The 15,509-nt window shown below is 40.7% G+C and carries 12 protein-coding genes, 1 tRNA gene and 3 pseudogenes; 3 read left to right on the forward strand and 13 right to left on the reverse strand.

What is annotated here, in order from left to right; translation table 11 throughout:
* Window positions 1-568: 568 nt before the first annotated feature.
* Window positions 569-1,126, reverse strand: a complete 558-nt coding sequence (locus tag PR683_RS14415) for a tyrosine-type DNA invertase (RefSeq protein WP_004266220.1) — start codon at window positions 1,124-1,126, stop codon at window positions 569-571.
* Window positions 1,127-1,465: 339 nt separating this feature from the next.
* Here PR683_RS14415 and PR683_RS14420 point away from each other — a divergent pair, with 339 nt between their 5' ends.
* Window positions 1,466-1,828, forward strand: coding sequence for a YibL family ribosome-associated protein (locus PR683_RS14420; RefSeq protein ID WP_109912301.1), 363 nt, complete (start codon window positions 1,466-1,468; stop codon window positions 1,826-1,828).
* 349 nt (window positions 1,829-2,177) lie between these two features.
* Window positions 2,178-3,198, forward strand: a pseudogene (locus tag PR683_RS14425) (IS3 family transposase); the annotation flags it as partial.
* 876 nt (window positions 3,199-4,074) lie between these two features.
* Here the strand turns inward: PR683_RS14425 and PR683_RS14430 are convergent.
* The 10 genes from PR683_RS14430 to PR683_RS14475 form a co-directional block, all read right to left on the reverse strand.
* Window positions 4,075-5,244 carry a hypothetical protein gene (locus PR683_RS14430; protein WP_109912300.1) on the reverse strand — a complete coding sequence of 390 codons (1,170 nt, stop codon included), beginning with the start codon at window positions 5,242-5,244 and terminating at the stop codon, window positions 4,075-4,077.
* Window positions 5,245-5,323: 79 nt separating this feature from the next.
* Window positions 5,324-7,933, reverse strand: a complete 2,610-nt coding sequence (locus PR683_RS14435) for a fimbria/pilus outer membrane usher protein (protein WP_227024234.1) — start codon at window positions 7,931-7,933, stop codon at window positions 5,324-5,326.
* Between the two features lie 99 nt (window positions 7,934-8,032).
* The gene (locus PR683_RS14440; protein WP_117162897.1) at window positions 8,033-8,863 is read right to left on the reverse strand and encodes a fimbrial biogenesis chaperone; all 831 of its coding nucleotides are present in this window, start codon (window positions 8,861-8,863) and stop codon (window positions 8,033-8,035) included.
* Complete coding sequence (locus PR683_RS14445; protein ID WP_109912298.1) at window positions 8,839-9,603, reverse strand: fimbrial biogenesis chaperone; 765 nt, start codon at window positions 9,601-9,603, stop codon at window positions 8,839-8,841. The genes PR683_RS14440 and PR683_RS14445 overlap by 25 nt, the downstream gene beginning before the upstream one ends.
* A gap of 10 nt (window positions 9,604-9,613) precedes the next feature.
* Window positions 9,614-10,213, reverse strand: a complete 600-nt coding sequence (locus PR683_RS14450) for a fimbrial protein (protein WP_109912297.1) — start codon at window positions 10,211-10,213, stop codon at window positions 9,614-9,616.
* A gap of 29 nt (window positions 10,214-10,242) precedes the next feature.
* A complete protein-coding gene (locus tag PR683_RS14455) occupies window positions 10,243-10,821 on the reverse strand; it encodes a fimbrial protein (protein ID WP_117162896.1) in 579 nt (192 codons plus the stop codon).
* 8 nt (window positions 10,822-10,829) lie between these two features.
* On the reverse strand, window positions 10,830-11,402 hold the full coding sequence (locus tag PR683_RS14460; protein WP_196719955.1) for a fimbrial protein: 573 nt from the start codon (window positions 11,400-11,402) through the stop codon (window positions 10,830-10,832).
* Entirely contained in the window at window positions 11,386-12,108 is a 723-nt protein-coding gene (locus tag PR683_RS14465) for a fimbrial biogenesis chaperone (RefSeq protein ID WP_109912294.1), read from the reverse strand. Before PR683_RS14465 ends, PR683_RS14460 begins: the two co-directional genes overlap by 17 nt.
* A 75-nt stretch (window positions 12,109-12,183) precedes the next feature.
* Window positions 12,184-12,708: a fimbrial protein gene (locus PR683_RS14470; protein WP_109912293.1), complete on the reverse strand. Its 525-nt coding sequence runs from the start codon at window positions 12,706-12,708 to the stop codon at window positions 12,184-12,186.
* Window positions 12,709-13,016: 308 nt separating this feature from the next.
* Window positions 13,017-13,373 (reverse strand): helix-turn-helix domain-containing protein, encoded by a 357-nt coding sequence (locus PR683_RS14475; protein WP_109912292.1) that lies wholly within the window; start codon window positions 13,371-13,373, stop codon window positions 13,017-13,019.
* 1,044 nt (window positions 13,374-14,417) lie between these two features.
* Here PR683_RS14475 and PR683_RS14480 point away from each other — a divergent pair.
* Window positions 14,418-14,588: pseudogene (locus tag PR683_RS14480) on the forward strand (PAAR domain-containing protein); the annotation flags it as partial.
* Window positions 14,589-14,768: 180 nt separating this feature from the next.
* On the opposite strand, the pseudogene PR683_RS14485 reads toward PR683_RS14480, so the two are convergent.
* Both PR683_RS14485 and PR683_RS14490 read right to left on the reverse strand, forming a co-directional pair.
* Window positions 14,769-14,933, reverse strand: a pseudogene (locus PR683_RS14485) (Arm DNA-binding domain-containing protein); the annotation flags it as partial.
* Between the two features lie 209 nt (window positions 14,934-15,142).
* Window positions 15,143-15,237: transfer RNA gene (locus PR683_RS14490), tRNA-Sec, on the reverse strand.
* Between the last annotated feature and the right edge of the window lie 272 nt (window positions 15,238-15,509).

Below are 15,509 nucleotides of genomic sequence, written 5' to 3' on the forward strand. Positions count from 1 at the left end.
AACATTTTGATTTATTATGTTGCATTATAGATTGATTTTTATAGATATTTTATTTATCCAATTGATTATCATTGATAATTGATTAATTTTTTTGTTATATATTATATTGCTGTATTTTACAGCGGAAATTAAAAGTTTTTAACTTACAAAAACCAAAAACATGAATTTATCATCTAAATAATTTCACTTACATCCTACCATTTCACAGAGTGGCTTTATTTAGCAATCAAAAATGGACTATTATTGTAAAAAAAATGATTAAAATATGATAACAATTAGTTAACAACGAAAGTGATTTGCTGTCACTCTTAATTGGAGTAATTAAATCATGATAATTCAAAAAAAAAAGAATAAATAAAATTATTAACTAATTTTATTTTTAAAGGCTGTGAAATAAATTAGTTGAGTATGTTGTTTGTGGCTTTCAAAATAATTATTGCCCTTAATATGCACAAGAATACCTCAGTTTTATCAAATCAATTACCTAAATAACTGAGGTATTCTTGGTGTTTAGTTCATATTATTATGTTTAGTGCTAGCCTTATGTTGATACAAGTCATTAAATTGCTTATTGATTCAACCAAATACCACTAAACCTTTTTTCATTACTCGCAGTATAAATTACAGTATGAGCGATATTTCGATGCCCTAAATAATCTTGAATTAATCGTGTATCCCGGCCCAAATCAGCTAATGCATAGCCGCATGCATGCCTTAGCATATGAGGATGAAGCTTTACAGGAAGCCCAGCTATTTTTCCATACTGCTCAAATAAACGATAAATTTGATAACGAGAAATTTGGCTTCCCTTTTGTGAAATAAATAAACAATCTGATCCCGCTGTTTTCCAAGAATCTCTTTCAGCTAGCCATTTTTCAATCGCATTAAACTCTTCGGGAATTATAGGCTGTACGGTAGACAGCCCTCCTTTTAGTCTCCTAATAAATATCACTTTCTGCACTAAATCAATATCAGCCATTGTGATATGAGTGAGCTCGCTAACTCTTAACCCATGCAAAAAGCTCATTAATAACAAGCAATAATCGCGATTAGGATAGCGACCTTGCTTTGTAGCATCCAATAAAGAATTCACCTCTGTACGTGTAATAAATTTACGTTTAGTCATTATGATCTCATCTATACCTCGTTATATTTTGCTATATACCAACGATAAATTAACTAAAAATAATAATTTTTCAGAAAATTAAATATAATATGTCAGAAAGGTCAGTGATGATACCGAAATGCAAGCACTTAATCATGATATCACTAAGGCATAAAAAAACAGAATTGTGAGTGGTTGAGTGATAAGTTGATTTATAAGGTAATTATGTTGTTTTCATTGCATGAATGATGAGCGATAAAGGCGTCCTCACATGGGGTGTTAGTCTATATCCCTTTTCACCCTCTAATACGAAATAGTGTATACTTGCCGACAAGAAATTTATTCACGGTTAATTAAATAATGAAAGAAATTGAAAAAACACAAATTAAGCTTCTTAGCGACCGCTTAGACCTTATTCGTCACCAGATGGCAAGTATGCAACTGACGAGCGATGCAGAAAAATACGCAGAACTCGAAAAAGAAAAAGTGACGTTGGAAACTGAAGTTACTCGCCTGAAAGCAGTGCGTAACCAAAAGCTCAGCAAAGAAGCACAGAAGTTAGTCGATATGCCATTCAAACGCCCAATCACTAAGAAAGAACAAGCCGATCTTGGCAAGCTGAAGAAGTCCGTGCGAGGTTTGATAATTGTCCATCCAATGACGGCATTAGGCCGCGAAATGGAACTGGATGTTATGACTGGTTTCTCTAAGGCTGATTTTTAGTTAGGGAATCAACCTAACTAAAACCTGTAATGACTCACTAATACTAAAAGGTTCTTAGTACACTTTTCGTGGTTATGAACCGTTAGTGAGTATGAGTTCCCTCTTGTTTACTACGACCACCTCAGGTACTAAGCTAATTTTAGCAATTTAACTAAAAATAGTGATTCTACTATTTTTCTACTTTCCTATTTTCAGTAAATCTTTCAGCGCCGCGATATTCGCTCTCGCTCCTTCCGCTTCTTTTAACCGACGACGTTTTTGAGCAAAAATATCAAATTGAAGTGGCTTAATAAATTTGGCCACCTGAATAGAGGTGATATGCTCACCTCATAACAATAAAGATGCCTTAATGAAAAAACGCAATTTCAGTGCAGAATTTAAACACGAATCCGCCCAGCTGGTTGTGGATCAGAACTATACGATTGCTGATGCAGCTAAAGCGATGAATATTGGTCTTCCCACCATGACTCGATGGGTAAAACAGTTACGAGACGAGCGGGCGGGAAAAACGCCAAAGGCACCCCCATCACGCCCGAGCAAATTGAAATACGTGAATTAAAGAAAAAACTTCAACGTATTGAAATGGAAAACGAAATATTAAAAAAGGCTACCGCGCTCTTGATGTCAGACTCCCTGAACAATTTACGTTAATTGGGAAGCTCAGGAGCCCCACCACCTTAGTCATGGCTCAGCAGGCGCAAGGAGTATCGCTATAATGGCAACATACAGAGGCTTGCCGGTAGGCTCATGAAAAAACTCGGACTTGTAAGCTGTCAGCAACCGAGGCACCGCTATAAACGCAGTAGACAAGAACATATTGTTATACCGAATCATCTTGAACGTCAGTTTGCGGTCGCTGAGCCCAATCAGGTGTGGTATGGCGACGTGACTTATATCTGGACAGGAAAACGTTGGGCATATCTCGCTGTTGTACTCGACTTGTTCGCTCGAAAACCCATTGGATGGGCTATTTCGTTTTTGCCTAATAGTCGGTTGACAATCAAAGCACTGGAAATGGCTTGGGAAAGACGAGGATATCCAACGAATGTCATGTTCCACAGCGATCAGGGTAGCCACTATACCAGTAGACAGTTCCGGCAGTTACTATGGCGTTATCGGATAACACAGAGTATGAGCCGACGCAGAAACTGTTGGGATAACAGCCCGATGGAGCGGTTTTTCAGAAGCCTAAAAACGAGTGGGTACCGGTAACAGGCTACATAAGCTTTAGTGATGCAGTTCATAGCATAACGGATTATATTGTCGGATATTACAGCACACTCAGACCTCACGAATATAACGGCGGGTTACCCCCAAACGAATCTGAAAAAAGATATTGGGAAAACTCTAAAGCGGTGGCCAGTTTTGCGTCTCAATTACCAATGAAAATTACTTCCGGTACACAACAGAGTTCAGGGACTGTGTATCGTACCGTTAACATCACAAGCACGGTGGATAAACTCACGATTAATACTGTGCAAGTCAATCGGGGACAATGCTGAGATAGTGTTGGTAACCCCGTTCGTCCTTACGCATTGCCATTTGGTAAAACACAAACATACCGTTATATGATTTATAACGGTATGAGTAGGACGAATTACAATTGTGACATTATCGAGATTGTCATTAAAACCAATCAAGGCGATTGGACCGTTAAACCTTGATTTCTTAATCGGTTATAACGTCATTTTATTTTCTTCATAACGCGTTACGAGCTATTAGTCAATCACTTCAAAAACACTTACCACCGCTATCGATGCTTTTTATTGCGTCGTTAGCGACCTCATCATCAGAACGATCCATTTTATTTTTATCCGTTTTTGAACACACCCATTGCGGGTCATCCTCACTGTCTTTGAATGTTTTTACGTCGAAATAATAGTTCTAACTCAACGTTATCATTCAGTTCGTAAAAAAAGATCACGAGATGTTACTTAATTAAGGTGTGCGCTGTACGAGTTGAATTTACTGAGTGTCGTGAATAAGGGTAAGTCGTACGCAGATAAATAACCAGCTCTTCTATGTATTTTGCAACGCGTCTTGTTGAATTCTCAAGACAGGGAGTGTGTCCTAAGTCCATTAAATGAGGACTCACTCCCACGGGTTTAAAAGTGAAGTCTAATCATGGCTAAACACACAGATTGAAAAATTGAGAAGATAGCCAAGCGCTAACTATTAAGCCCCATGAAAGTCAGTTAGCAATATACACGTTAGCGTAAATGGCTCGACTAAAATACATTCATTACTTAATCCCAATTAATATTAATTGTGGCTTGTGCATTACCACGGCCGAGTAAACTAGCCCCATTGGAACACAGTGACCAGGTCATCGGCACTTTAGTTATACCGTTTTGTACGCCTTTAATCGTCTTCGTGCCACTCGTTCCATTAAAACCAACCTCATTGACGGTATCTGGAGCACAAGAACCACTGGCATTAATGTATCGACCTCTGATATACCCCATCACTTGACTATCACTGTTTGTCACACTTAAACGCCCCCAATAATTGCCTTCAGGAAATTGGCCAGAAAAAGCAAGGGTCATATCAGCGACCGCATCAACCGTATCTGAGGCACAATTAATTTCTAAATCTTTAGACTGTGTAGCCAAGAGTTGATCTGCTGACTTCCCAGTAATATTAACGGTTCCAAAATCAATTGAGGTTGGTGAGACGATTTGACACGCCAAAGGTCGCCTCACCGTAATTGAACTCCCTTGTAAAGTAGATGCGGTGTATTGAACGGTACCACTATCATTTATTAATCCTTGCCCTATAAATAGCTTTGGTATTGTGTACGTTCCCGCTGCGGCGGTCGATGAAGCGTAAACGCCCCAGCTGACTGAGCCCGTCGAGGTCCCCGAACCGCCTTCGATTCGAACCCACCGGTATGGCTCACCAATGTCTTGTAAAATACTGCACCAAAGAGTAGGATTGGACTTTGTCCCAACATTATTTCTCAGTCCTTTACCGTTGGTACTCACACTCGAGTTGTATTTTTTGATATCAGTCTCATTGCCAGTAACACTGTTCGCAAAGCCGCCGGAAGCCGTGACATTTAAATTCATCGGCACTAAAATAACCCCTTCAGCTATTTTTATACCATAGTACCCATCGAGTGACACAACAGGATAAATAGAATAGGTATCAGTACTCCACTTATTTACGGTACCAGAGCACAAACCTGTTGAATCGACTGATCCAGTAAACCCCACCATATTTGGACCAGCGCTTTCATATTTAGCAAAATTTTTTGCTGGTATAGATGTCGTCCAAGTATCGCCCACGTCTAATGGCTGAAAAGCCCCCGCCTTGACGGTGTAGGTTGCTGCCGAACTCACAGAAATATGCAAGCAAGATGTTAAAAACAATACGTGACAGAAAAAAGAAAAGAAAAAATTACGTGCACTTTTCATCGGATATACTCTTATAAAAACAATAATATTTAGGGCGATGACTGCTAAAAGCCGCTCACACTCAATGGGCAGATTTATCTTATTCACAACGGTAAGTTGCTTTACGTATCGGGTTGTCTGGCGTTATCTTTAATGAACCCAATTCGAACCTTACGCGGCATTGACGATCGGGTTCATTCCCCCACTTGACAAGGAGTTCACCTTTTTCAGGTAACCCCGCTAAATAAACCTGTCCACCGTCACTCACAATGCCATTAATCGCCGTCTCTTCTGACGGATTATCAGTAATAAGGGTGGCAATCGCCCCAAAAGGCAGCGGTTGGTGATCCGATTGTTGAAGATTCATCAAGACTTGATAGCCTGCGTGGGTAGCAATGTCGACTTTGATGACCGCGCCTTTGGTCGGATAAACGTTAGCATTAGAATAGGTGACATCCACATCGTCTGGGAGCGTTGTCGGATCAATGCCGACACTATTTTGCATGTAGTTTGATAAATACGGAACCACGGCATAACCTTGCCAATCGACCTTATCATAACCGTTCATTAAGCGAGTTCCTGAAGCCTCGGGGGCATAGATCAGCGCGACGGAATCACCGAGCGAGCTCGAAAAGGTGATACCGCCGGAATGCGCTAATAGACCGCCACTCGCATTCATATTGACTGCTCGCGTCTCATTACTATAGCTATACCCACCGCTCAGCGAGCCTTTGCTCCCTTGATACCCGATGTTGGCATTACTCACCGCGGTTTGATTTTGATTTCCCCAACTCTGAGCGAAGCTATATGACATTGCACTGTCCAATGTATTCCCACTGATCCCCATTTGATTAGTGGTCCGGCCTTGGTTATCATGGGTTGTGGTGGCCGTCGCATAAAGCGACGCTAACCCGTCATCATGCCCAAAAATCCGAAAAGGAATACTGATATTCAGGCTAACCTGGCGATTTTCGGGCCAACGCCCCCGCGTATCTTTTATTCTATCGATGTTATAATTAAGGCCAAAACTGATCCCCTTTGCTGTGCCACTATAGCCAAAAGACAACCCAGTTAACGTTTTGCTATTTCCCCAATAATCATCCCGATTAGCACGAAAACGCAATGTTCCATATTCGCCTAGTTGCTGGCTCAGTTGGGTTTGAAAGCTGCTACGCCGGCGTTGTAATGTCCAAGGATTAAGCCCTGAATCGAGACTATAACCTTGACTATTAAATTCACTAAAATTATAAAAGTGTTCCGTAGAATAACGTAACGCCGTCAAGTCGACCGAAGTACCGGTGGCCATCAAACTTTTAGAATACCGTAAACGGTAGGATTGCCCTGTCCTTTGGCGAGTCTCATCGGCGTTGACAGATAACCTTGCAATAGAATGGGTCATGTCTGCAGAGATTGCGCCAAAGGTACCAAGAGACACGCCCGCTCCCCCGTTAACGGCTTGATAATCGGGAGCGAGTAATGCACCACCAAATCCAGTGATCCCATTTTTCAACCCGTACATCAACGTGCCTAATATAAAATTAGAGTGACGAGATCCTTGTGTTAATGCCCCGTTATAACGTCCCGCCGTTAACTCATATTTCCATCCGCCAGGGCGTAACATGGAGGGTAATGCGGTATACGGCACAGTAAAACGTCGCTCTGTGCCGTTAGACTCTGTCACTAAAACATCATAGTCACCAGATAACCCTGCTTGCTGAATGTCATTGATATAGAAAGGGCCCGGGGCGACATAGGTTTCATAAATAACATTACCATTTTGTCGTATCGTGACTCGCGCATTCGTATTGGCAATACCGCTAATGCTAGGGGCATATCCCCGTAATTGACTGGGTAACATTTGTTCGTCTGACTGTAATGTGATGCCCTTAAATTGAACACTATCAAACACTTCCCCCCCAGTACTCGCTTCGCCCATCAATAAAGTAGAACGTAATCGACGAATATCTCTAAATAAATAGGTATCCGAAAAGCGCGTCTGTTGTTCAACACGGTTAGCGTTATTATCTGTCCCGTTATTTTTTGTTCGAGTATACGTCGCAGTACTGCGTAAACGCCAAGACGCTAGGTTTATCCCCCCTCGAACAGACGCAAATATGTTATCTGACTGCGTGGTGCTGCCGTTTGATGGCGAATTTCGATTTCGACCTGCACTGATGTTATAGTTTAATAATAATGCGGGGATACCATTATCCCATAAGGTTGGATTATCGCCTCTTATATACTCGGGATCCATGGCGACTTGAGGGACACTAATATCAAGGCGTAAACGCGCCAAATCTAAGGTTGACGTGGCATAAGGGATATACGCCGATACGTTATTTAATGGGGTATCTTGGGATAATGACTTAAGCTCGGGCAGATTGGCAACATTAACGCCCCATGCCTTGAGTAATTTAGGGGTTAACAAAGGTGAAATTCTGTCTTGGCTATTACGTTCAAAGGTGAGATCAAATTGCCCCATATCTTGGTTATTAACGAACACCGAGACCGTATAATTCCCTTCAGCAATGCTGCCCTCTTTCTCAAAAACGGACAAATCGACAGCGTCATGCTCACCACTGATACTCAAAAAGCTGGGGTCAAAATAGTCGTCAGCGAAAACCCAAGACGAGACGCCCAGCGTAGCCCCCGAACTTAACGTACAAAAATAGAAAAAAAGTGGTAATCTCGGCATCCTCGTTACCATCATAAGGTCTCTTCGCTTTATCCCTTGCATACATCAATTCTCATCATCAAAACAGAAATACGGGAAATGAACCGCCAATATCCCGATAGAAACCATCAGGGGTCACCGTGCCTTTAAGGACAGCGGCTGCTTATATTCCTGGCTCTTCACGCCTTCATCGGTAATCATTCGCCAAGTCACCACGCCCATTTTCCCTGTCGTGATTGACGTCTCATAATCTCGAGAAGAGAAAGGCGCCAGCATATTAGCGGTTGTGAGCAAAACCGGTATGCCATCAATATCCACATCACTGACCGTAATGTAATACGGTGTCGGGTTGTCGATACGAAGTACGCTGTGCTCAAAAGAAAATTGCAGTCCCTTTGCTTGGGCGTCTATATCCATATTCAATAGATGGTCGGGGCGATAAAATAATTTAAGATTATTTTGCAGCGCTAAAATAACTTGAGCACTCCCGCTGTCCATTTTTCCTGCTCTACTTGGCGATTGGCTTGGAATGGCTTTTAATGCCAACATAAAAACAGACTCCTTATCTGAGGATAAGTGACTATCAATCAGCCGAATTCGTAGCGTCATTTGCTCTTTGGGATTAACTCTCACCAGTGGCGGAAGAACAATAAAAGGAGAAGAAACCGCTGATTTTTCTGTCATCTGGTGCGCCTTGTCTAAGGATCCATCCCCCCCATTCGACCAAGGTAGTACTCGAGACTGCAAGAGATACACGTTTGACGTGTTATTCGTAACAGTAAAAGAGATCCCTTTTTTTGCATTGCCCGTGTAAATCACCCGCGTACTTTGTAATGCAATACCAGCTTGATTATCCAATTCGTTAGCCTGGGCCGTCATACCACTCAATAGGCATCCCCATAAAAGACCACACCAGATAATTGTCACACCGCGACATAGGCTCATTGCGTTACTGTATTTGTCCATGTAAACCTCTGACTAAGACCACCAAAATCGTTGATGACTGACCATGAAACCTGTTTAATGATAACTTGGGGGGCGTTATAATATTGCGTTGAGAAGGGGGCCAGCATGGCACCTTGTTCTCGAATACTTATCGGTTGGTCATTAACGAAAAGTTCCGCTAACGTCAGGTAATACGGTGTCGGATTTGTAATCTGTAATTGATTTTTACCTTGCTTAACGGTTAATTTTTCTGGCGCAAGGGAAACTGGCATGTCTAACCCTGTCGGCCGATAAAATAATTTGATCACCGTACGTATACCAAACGATACCTGAGTGGTTGTTATCTCGGGGCTTTCTGCCGATTCAGCGGAGGGTTTTACCGACGGGATCGCCAAAAAACTCAAATAAAAAAGAGATTCGCGATCTTTTGCTAAGGTTGACGTATCATTGCGGTTAATTAGCACCGCATTATTACTGTTTTTTTCAAGACGAAATAACGGGGGCGTGACCATAAAAGGGAGACGGTCTGTTGATCTCGCGAGCCCATCGGGGGTCGATAGAACACGACTATCGATAAGGTAAACTTGATCACTTTGGTTATTAATAAGCACTTTCTTGCTTTTAGCGTTTTGTTCAAACACGACGCGGGTTTGGCTCAGGCTTATTCCGCCCTCCGCTAACCCCACTTTAATACTGGCAAAAAAAAGGGAAATAAAGCCAGCGACGATAGCCACCTTAAGTGTGGAATATTGATTGAGCATATTTATGTCCTTAGTCATAGAGAAATGTGAACGTCACTGTGGCAGAAAATTTACCGCCTTGACGTGCCCCATAGACACAATTACCACAGCGTAATACGGCAAAAATGGGGATCGAGGTATCAATAGTGGCAAGTTGCTTTTCTGTCGACCAATTCTCATTGGCTGAAATGGTACCGTTGTATCCTAAATTGTTGTTTTGTTTAAATGACGTATTGCCGTCTGTTTTTAGGTAGACACCGTACCCATCGGAATCCCCAGAGCCTAATTGATTCGATCGAAATAATGTTGAGCCAAACGCCGTCGTTTTATCCCCCGTCACTTTAATTTTGGGGATAAGCCCCCACCCGCTGCAATTACTCAACATAATATTAAAAGAGGCCGATGTTTTAGGGGTTCCCGCTTCTGTTGCGGCTTCAATCTCGGAAGGTAATAGTGGGTTTCCATTGTTAAATTGAATAGTTGGCGGAACACTGATACCACACCCGCCTCCAGCAAATAGGGTTGTAAAATTTAATACACTGCTTGCTGTACCCGCGAATAACGCTGGGGAGGATACGCTGATAGCCCCGCCAAGACAGAAGGCTAAATACATCGAATGTGCTGTTTTCATTTTTTATCGTTATCCTGCCGCTAAATATCCTACTCAAATATCACATTTAACATTAATGAGGCTTGAAAACGCCCAGCGATAATCGTTGACTGAAAAGGCCCAACCATGCCCACCCAGAGGGTTGATTCGCTCTGGTATTGGTTATCCGGCGTTAACGAATTCAGTGAAACGACTGTCGTGGTATTACCGATAGCAACATCCGGGCGGTAAAAATCGGCCAAAGAGATGGGTTTTCCATCGGTAGTTTGACGGACCATAAAGCCAATCCCGTTGATTTTCTCATCTAAGAAAATCACCTTATAACTATCGGTAGGATAAGGCGTCACACCTTGCAATGTTAATTTAGGTTGAAGAATTTGAGTTTCATTAACACAGGCTAACCTGACCATTAAAGGCTGGATCTCATAGGTTTGTACGGTCCCTTTTAACTGATTCGCTTGAAGGGGTTTAAATCGCAATAATGTTTGGGGAAGTGTAATCTCACACCCAACACCTTTATTGGCGATCACCGCCTCCATCAAAACACTTGGGTTTGTTGTTGAGGCAAATGCATTGGCGATGAAAATTCCCAGAACAATCGCGCCATATTTCAGAAAAAACAGTCGCATTACTCACCTCATTCATACTGGAAATCAAACGTCACGCTAGCATTCAACTTACCTCCAACGCGATCCGCTGCGGTGCAATTAGCACAAGTCAATGCCGCACTGAGTGGCAATGTTCCATTGATGGTTGCTAAATTGGTATTGACGTTCCAACTTTTAACGGCTGAGATTTGTTTGTTTGTGGCTAAGTTTGAGTTTGCTTGGAATGTCGTATTCCCTGCGGTTGATAATAAAATACCGTATCCCACCGCAGTTGATCCTGAATCTAAAAATAAATCTTGACCGTAAGTGGAGTTGACATTCCCACTCACGATAATTTTGGGGGTGACTTTTATACCTTTACAGTTAGCAAGTATTAAATTGAATGTTTGCTTGGTAACATCGGCTTTTGCTTCAATTTGGCTGGGTAAAATAGCTTGGCCGTTATTAAACGTTATCGTCGGTGTCACTGTAATTTCACAAGCACCTTCGTAAGCTATTTGTGCACTGAAATTTACGGTTGCGGCTGACGCGCTCCCCAAGAAGCTCATCAGATAAGCCCCTGTCCCAAGGCCTGTTCTCACTAATCTATTGAATATTTGCATAAAATTTTTCCACCCCGCCATGATCATTAATTGCTTGCCATGTAATCTTGTTCGCCGTATTCACATTCGGATAAACCACTGACCCAAACGGGGGGATCATGGTATTTTGAGCCTCAAGACTCAGATGGATATTATTTTCCCCCACATGCAAAGACGACAATGTGATAAAGTAAGGGCTTGGATTACTGACTGTTAACGACTGACCTTGTCGTGAAAATTTTAATGACGACATGGCCTGCTGTTGACTGATTTCAAAATTTTTCGGTCGATAAAATAATTTAATAATACTGCCCGTCGAGACAACAACGGCACTCTGTGAGTCTGACTGAGACGGTTCATTCCCAGGGTGCCGAGCAGGCAAAGCCATCACTCGGAGATAAAAGAGTGACTCTTTGTCATGCGGCAATATTTGATCGCCCGTCTTAATAATACGAAGTTGGTTTGTCGCCCCAATTTCTAAACGAAATAATGATGGCGAGACGGAAAAAGGCGTTTGTGTATTGTTCCCCTTAATATCGTCTAAAACCTGTGCTTTAACCAAATAAGGGACGGTTGATTGCTGGCTACTGGTAACCCCAATGGTTTGCCCTTTATCCGTATTAGAAAAAATAAGTCGCGTACTATCCAATGAAATTCCAGCAAAGACACTTGCGCAAAAGAAATAGACACCGACAAAACTGATGTTGATGAAACGAAAAAAAACCATTCGCGTGACCCATTAACGGATTAATAGAACAGATAGAACGGATGTGTTCTATCTGCCTGTTTATTTTTTTGAAAATTAGTTAACGATATAAGCCACTAAAATAGGGGCGGTGTACGCGCCACCTATAGGGGATTCAGTGGTGGATGCCATACCCACTTTAAACGTGTATTGTCCCGTGGTATCTTCTTTACCTAAATTAACAGCGACACCTTGTCCATTTTTAACAATGGTTGAGCCATCACTTTGAGTCACCATAAAACCGACTGTATTGGCATCATTATTAACAAAAATATTTTGGTCATTATTTTTGACGGATGTCATTCCTTGAACAATTAACGTGCCGGTTTCACCCGCCGTACATCCTGTTAAAGAAACGGGCATATCCGTAGAGCCGACTTTTTGGTTAATTTTACCTTTAAAGTCTTCCCCTTTAAAAACTCCCATATTAAGAGTTGACTTACCACCATTGACAATCAGATTACAGGTGCTGTTTGTTATTGCGCCTTGTAATGTCACCTCGGCACTTGTGGCGGCATTCGCAACAACAGCAGAACTCAAACCCAGGGTTAATAACGTTGCTGCGACGATTTTCATATTCATACAATGATTTCCTTTATAGAAAATAAGTTTAAAATTAACGTGTTGCATCCTTGTGCCTTTACCATTTTATTTCGGTTAGGGCTAATGAGTGCTAGCAAATGGGCCTATGCCAACCTTTCGATTTATAGCCCCAAAATCAACCATTCCTGCACTCAGTGAGTGCGGCTCGACTGGATAATTTTGGGGTCACAATTCATCCATACAGAAAGCAGTCACATAAGGTGATGCCCTCATTCTCGGTGATGACGCGCCCTTAATCCCCAGGCCGCGTCTCCCTATATCAACATGCCTATACATTTAGTAAGCGGTTAACGAAAGACGCTAGAAACGTCCTTTACCAATTCAGCCTCATTCTGTTGAGACAGCGGAATAATCACATCCTGAATAAAGCACTCCCACGACACCGATAAAATAGACAAAATTTGGTTGAGCTGGTGAAGATTGATGGACGTAACACCACGCTCATAACGTGAAACATGTTGCTGACTAATTTTTAATTGCACCCCAAGTGCTTTCCCTGAAAAACCTCGGTTCACTCGCTTATTACGAATAAATTTACCCGTAGCCACGTTCAGCCGCTTAGGTGAAATACACGGAGAATCAATACATGCACCGGGATCACTGTGCACTAATGCATAGTGTGACGGCGTAGTAATGAAGGTCATAATAATGCTCCTTACACTGTTAGCAAAAAATCACTTAGTATATTGAAAAAAATATGTATCCCCAGAAATCGCGCTAAAATAAAATGCTATAATGTCTTCATTTTCAATAAATATTAATGAGCGGTATTTCACCATTAAATTATAAAAATAAAAAAAAACACTCGCGAGTAAAAATAAAATATAATAAACAATCTCAACCAAGAATTTATTTATCAACGAATTTAAAATCAGTGTTAACTGATATTAAAATAACGAGAAATATTAATAAAAAGATAAAAATTAAATGAATAAATAAACCACCTCAAGTGAAATTGACTTATTAGAATATAGAGCCACATCCTAAATGGGTAAAGCTGGTTGTACCTTTGGATAGACTGATAATGATAGTTAGTAGCTATTAATAATATAGTGATTGATCGCCACAACAGATCATAATGGGGCGGCAAATATTAACAATCTTTATAACACATTGTTATATAGTGGTATTTAGGTTTATCCTTTATAGGTGTATTTCATCATTGCCAATCTCAAATTTAATTTAGGGTGGTTATTGTAACGTAATTGACCACTGCGTCAGAAATAATTACTTACATCCTGTAATTAAATGGATGTACTTTATAATATCTTGTAGTCTTATTATTTTAATATTTTTTCGTTTTAAGAAAAAAAAGAGCGAAAAATGATCAATTATTATTTATTTTTTATTAAGAATAAATAATCATTGCTTCTAAAATAATCGATTTTAACTAGCATAGTTATAAAAATTGATTAATGGGATATGTCACTCTAAATTAATTGCTGAAACACTTGTTATATCGTCATTTATAAATTAGGTATTTTTTATCTGTCATTACTGATTAATCAGATTATTGGCCATGTGTTCAATGTGTTGATGGGAGTATTTTTAAGATAGGCAGAGATTTCTTGCAAATCGATGGATCCGTGCACTGAAGATTTATTTCAAATATAAATATGATTGATGATAAACAGTGCGATCTACATTTTGAATACTTTGGATTTCATGAAATTGGATAAGAGGGGAGTATACGTAGCACAGTGAAGGCCCGTAAAATTATTTTTAAAAATGATACGACGAATACCAGGAGTAAAAAACCTCAGGCTTCTTCTCTCGCCAAACAAACTCAAGACGTCGCTTGTGTGGGCGACTCTGTCTATTGCCCTTCATGTAAAAAAATAGGCACTATCGTTGAAGGGGGATAGCTTAATATTAGCACTCAGAATAAAAAATAAAGTCTAGGTAATAACCACCTTTACGAATATTCGTAAAGGTAGCTAAATGATATTATTTAGTTTGAATTGTGCTCTAACTCATCCATGTAATCTGCATACCACTGCATCATTTCCCTGCGCCCATCTATATACTGAGCGAGGTTAAACACCAATAGAAAGCATTTTTTCTTTGCCTGCAAAGCGATACTTCATTCTCCAATATTTAGAACCATTGCGATTAACTATCAGGTATAACCCACCTGAATCAGAAAGTTTGTAGGGCTTATCTAACGGCTTTGCCGTTTTAATTTTTATATCACTCAGAGCCATAACAATACCTCCGTAAGCCCTATCTGTTACAAAGAAAATGAGAATTTGGGGGTGCAAGATATACCATACCTAAATGCACCCCCGATTAACACCCCCAACTGGGGGTTGATGTGGGGTAACCCCAGTTGAACCGAGTTGACTATGAATTGCTTTTATATGTTGAATTTAAAGGATTTAATTGACTTCAGTGGAGGTGTATTGAACTTGAGTGGCGGAAGATCACAGGAGTCGAACCTGCCCGGGACTGCTGGCAGCCCCAACTGGATTTGAAATCCAGCCGCCTCACCGGAGACGACGATCTTCCTCTATAGATTGGAAAGTGATTATAGACTGAATTCATTATTTTCCAAAGCATTGAAACTACAACTATTGCCTTTATTGATAAAAGCCAACAAAAAACCCATTTATTGATAAGTGTTAATAAGAAAAAACGTTAGATTGATATTGAGGTTTGTACATCTGCCCCCATATACTTTCTTATATTCGCTATGGCGTACTGGTTATATGATCCATAACATTAACCCTATTTGGGTATAAGTTCGCCATTTAACTTTTATTGTCAATACAGTAAGCCTT

Source organism: Providencia sp. PROV269 (assembly GCF_028477785.1).
GTDB lineage: Bacteria > Pseudomonadota > Gammaproteobacteria > Enterobacterales > Enterobacteriaceae > Providencia > Providencia rettgeri.

What these genes read in the sequence shown, in the direction of transcription:
- PR683_RS14460 (WP_196719955.1), bottom strand. Translation starts at nt 11,402, where the DNA reads ATGCAAATATTCAATAGATTAGTGAGAACAGGCCTTGGGACAGGGGCT.
- PR683_RS14445 (WP_109912298.1), bottom strand. Translation starts at nt 9,603, where the DNA reads ATGCTCAATCAATATTCCACACTTAAGGTGGCTATCGTCGCTGGCTTT.
- PR683_RS14440 (WP_117162897.1), bottom strand. Translation starts at nt 8,863, where the DNA reads ATGGACAAATACAGTAACGCAATGAGCCTATGTCGCGGTGTGACAATT.
- PR683_RS14455 (WP_117162896.1), bottom strand. Translation starts at nt 10,821, where the DNA reads ATGCGACTGTTTTTTCTGAAATATGGCGCGATTGTTCTGGGAATTTTC.
- PR683_RS14435 (WP_227024234.1), bottom strand. Translation starts at nt 7,933, where the DNA reads ATGATGGTAACGAGGATGCCGAGATTACCACTTTTTTTCTATTTTTGT.
- PR683_RS14450 (WP_109912297.1), bottom strand. Translation starts at nt 10,213, where the DNA reads ATGAAAACAGCACATTCGATGTATTTAGCCTTCTGTCTTGGCGGGGCT.
- PR683_RS14465 (WP_109912294.1), bottom strand. Translation starts at nt 12,108, where the DNA reads ATGGTTTTTTTTCGTTTCATCAACATCAGTTTTGTCGGTGTCTATTTC.
- PR683_RS14475 (WP_109912292.1), bottom strand. Translation starts at nt 13,373, where the DNA reads ATGACCTTCATTACTACGCCGTCACACTATGCATTAGTGCACAGTGAT.
- PR683_RS14470 (WP_109912293.1), bottom strand. Translation starts at nt 12,708, where the DNA reads ATGAATATGAAAATCGTCGCAGCAACGTTATTAACCCTGGGTTTGAGT.
- PR683_RS14420 (WP_109912301.1), top strand. Translation starts at nt 1,466, where the DNA reads ATGAAAGAAATTGAAAAAACACAAATTAAGCTTCTTAGCGACCGCTTA.
- PR683_RS14415 (WP_004266220.1), bottom strand. Translation starts at nt 1,126, where the DNA reads ATGACTAAACGTAAATTTATTACACGTACAGAGGTGAATTCTTTATTG.
- PR683_RS14430 (WP_109912300.1), bottom strand. Translation starts at nt 5,244, where the DNA reads ATGAAAAGTGCACGTAATTTTTTCTTTTCTTTTTTCTGTCACGTATTG.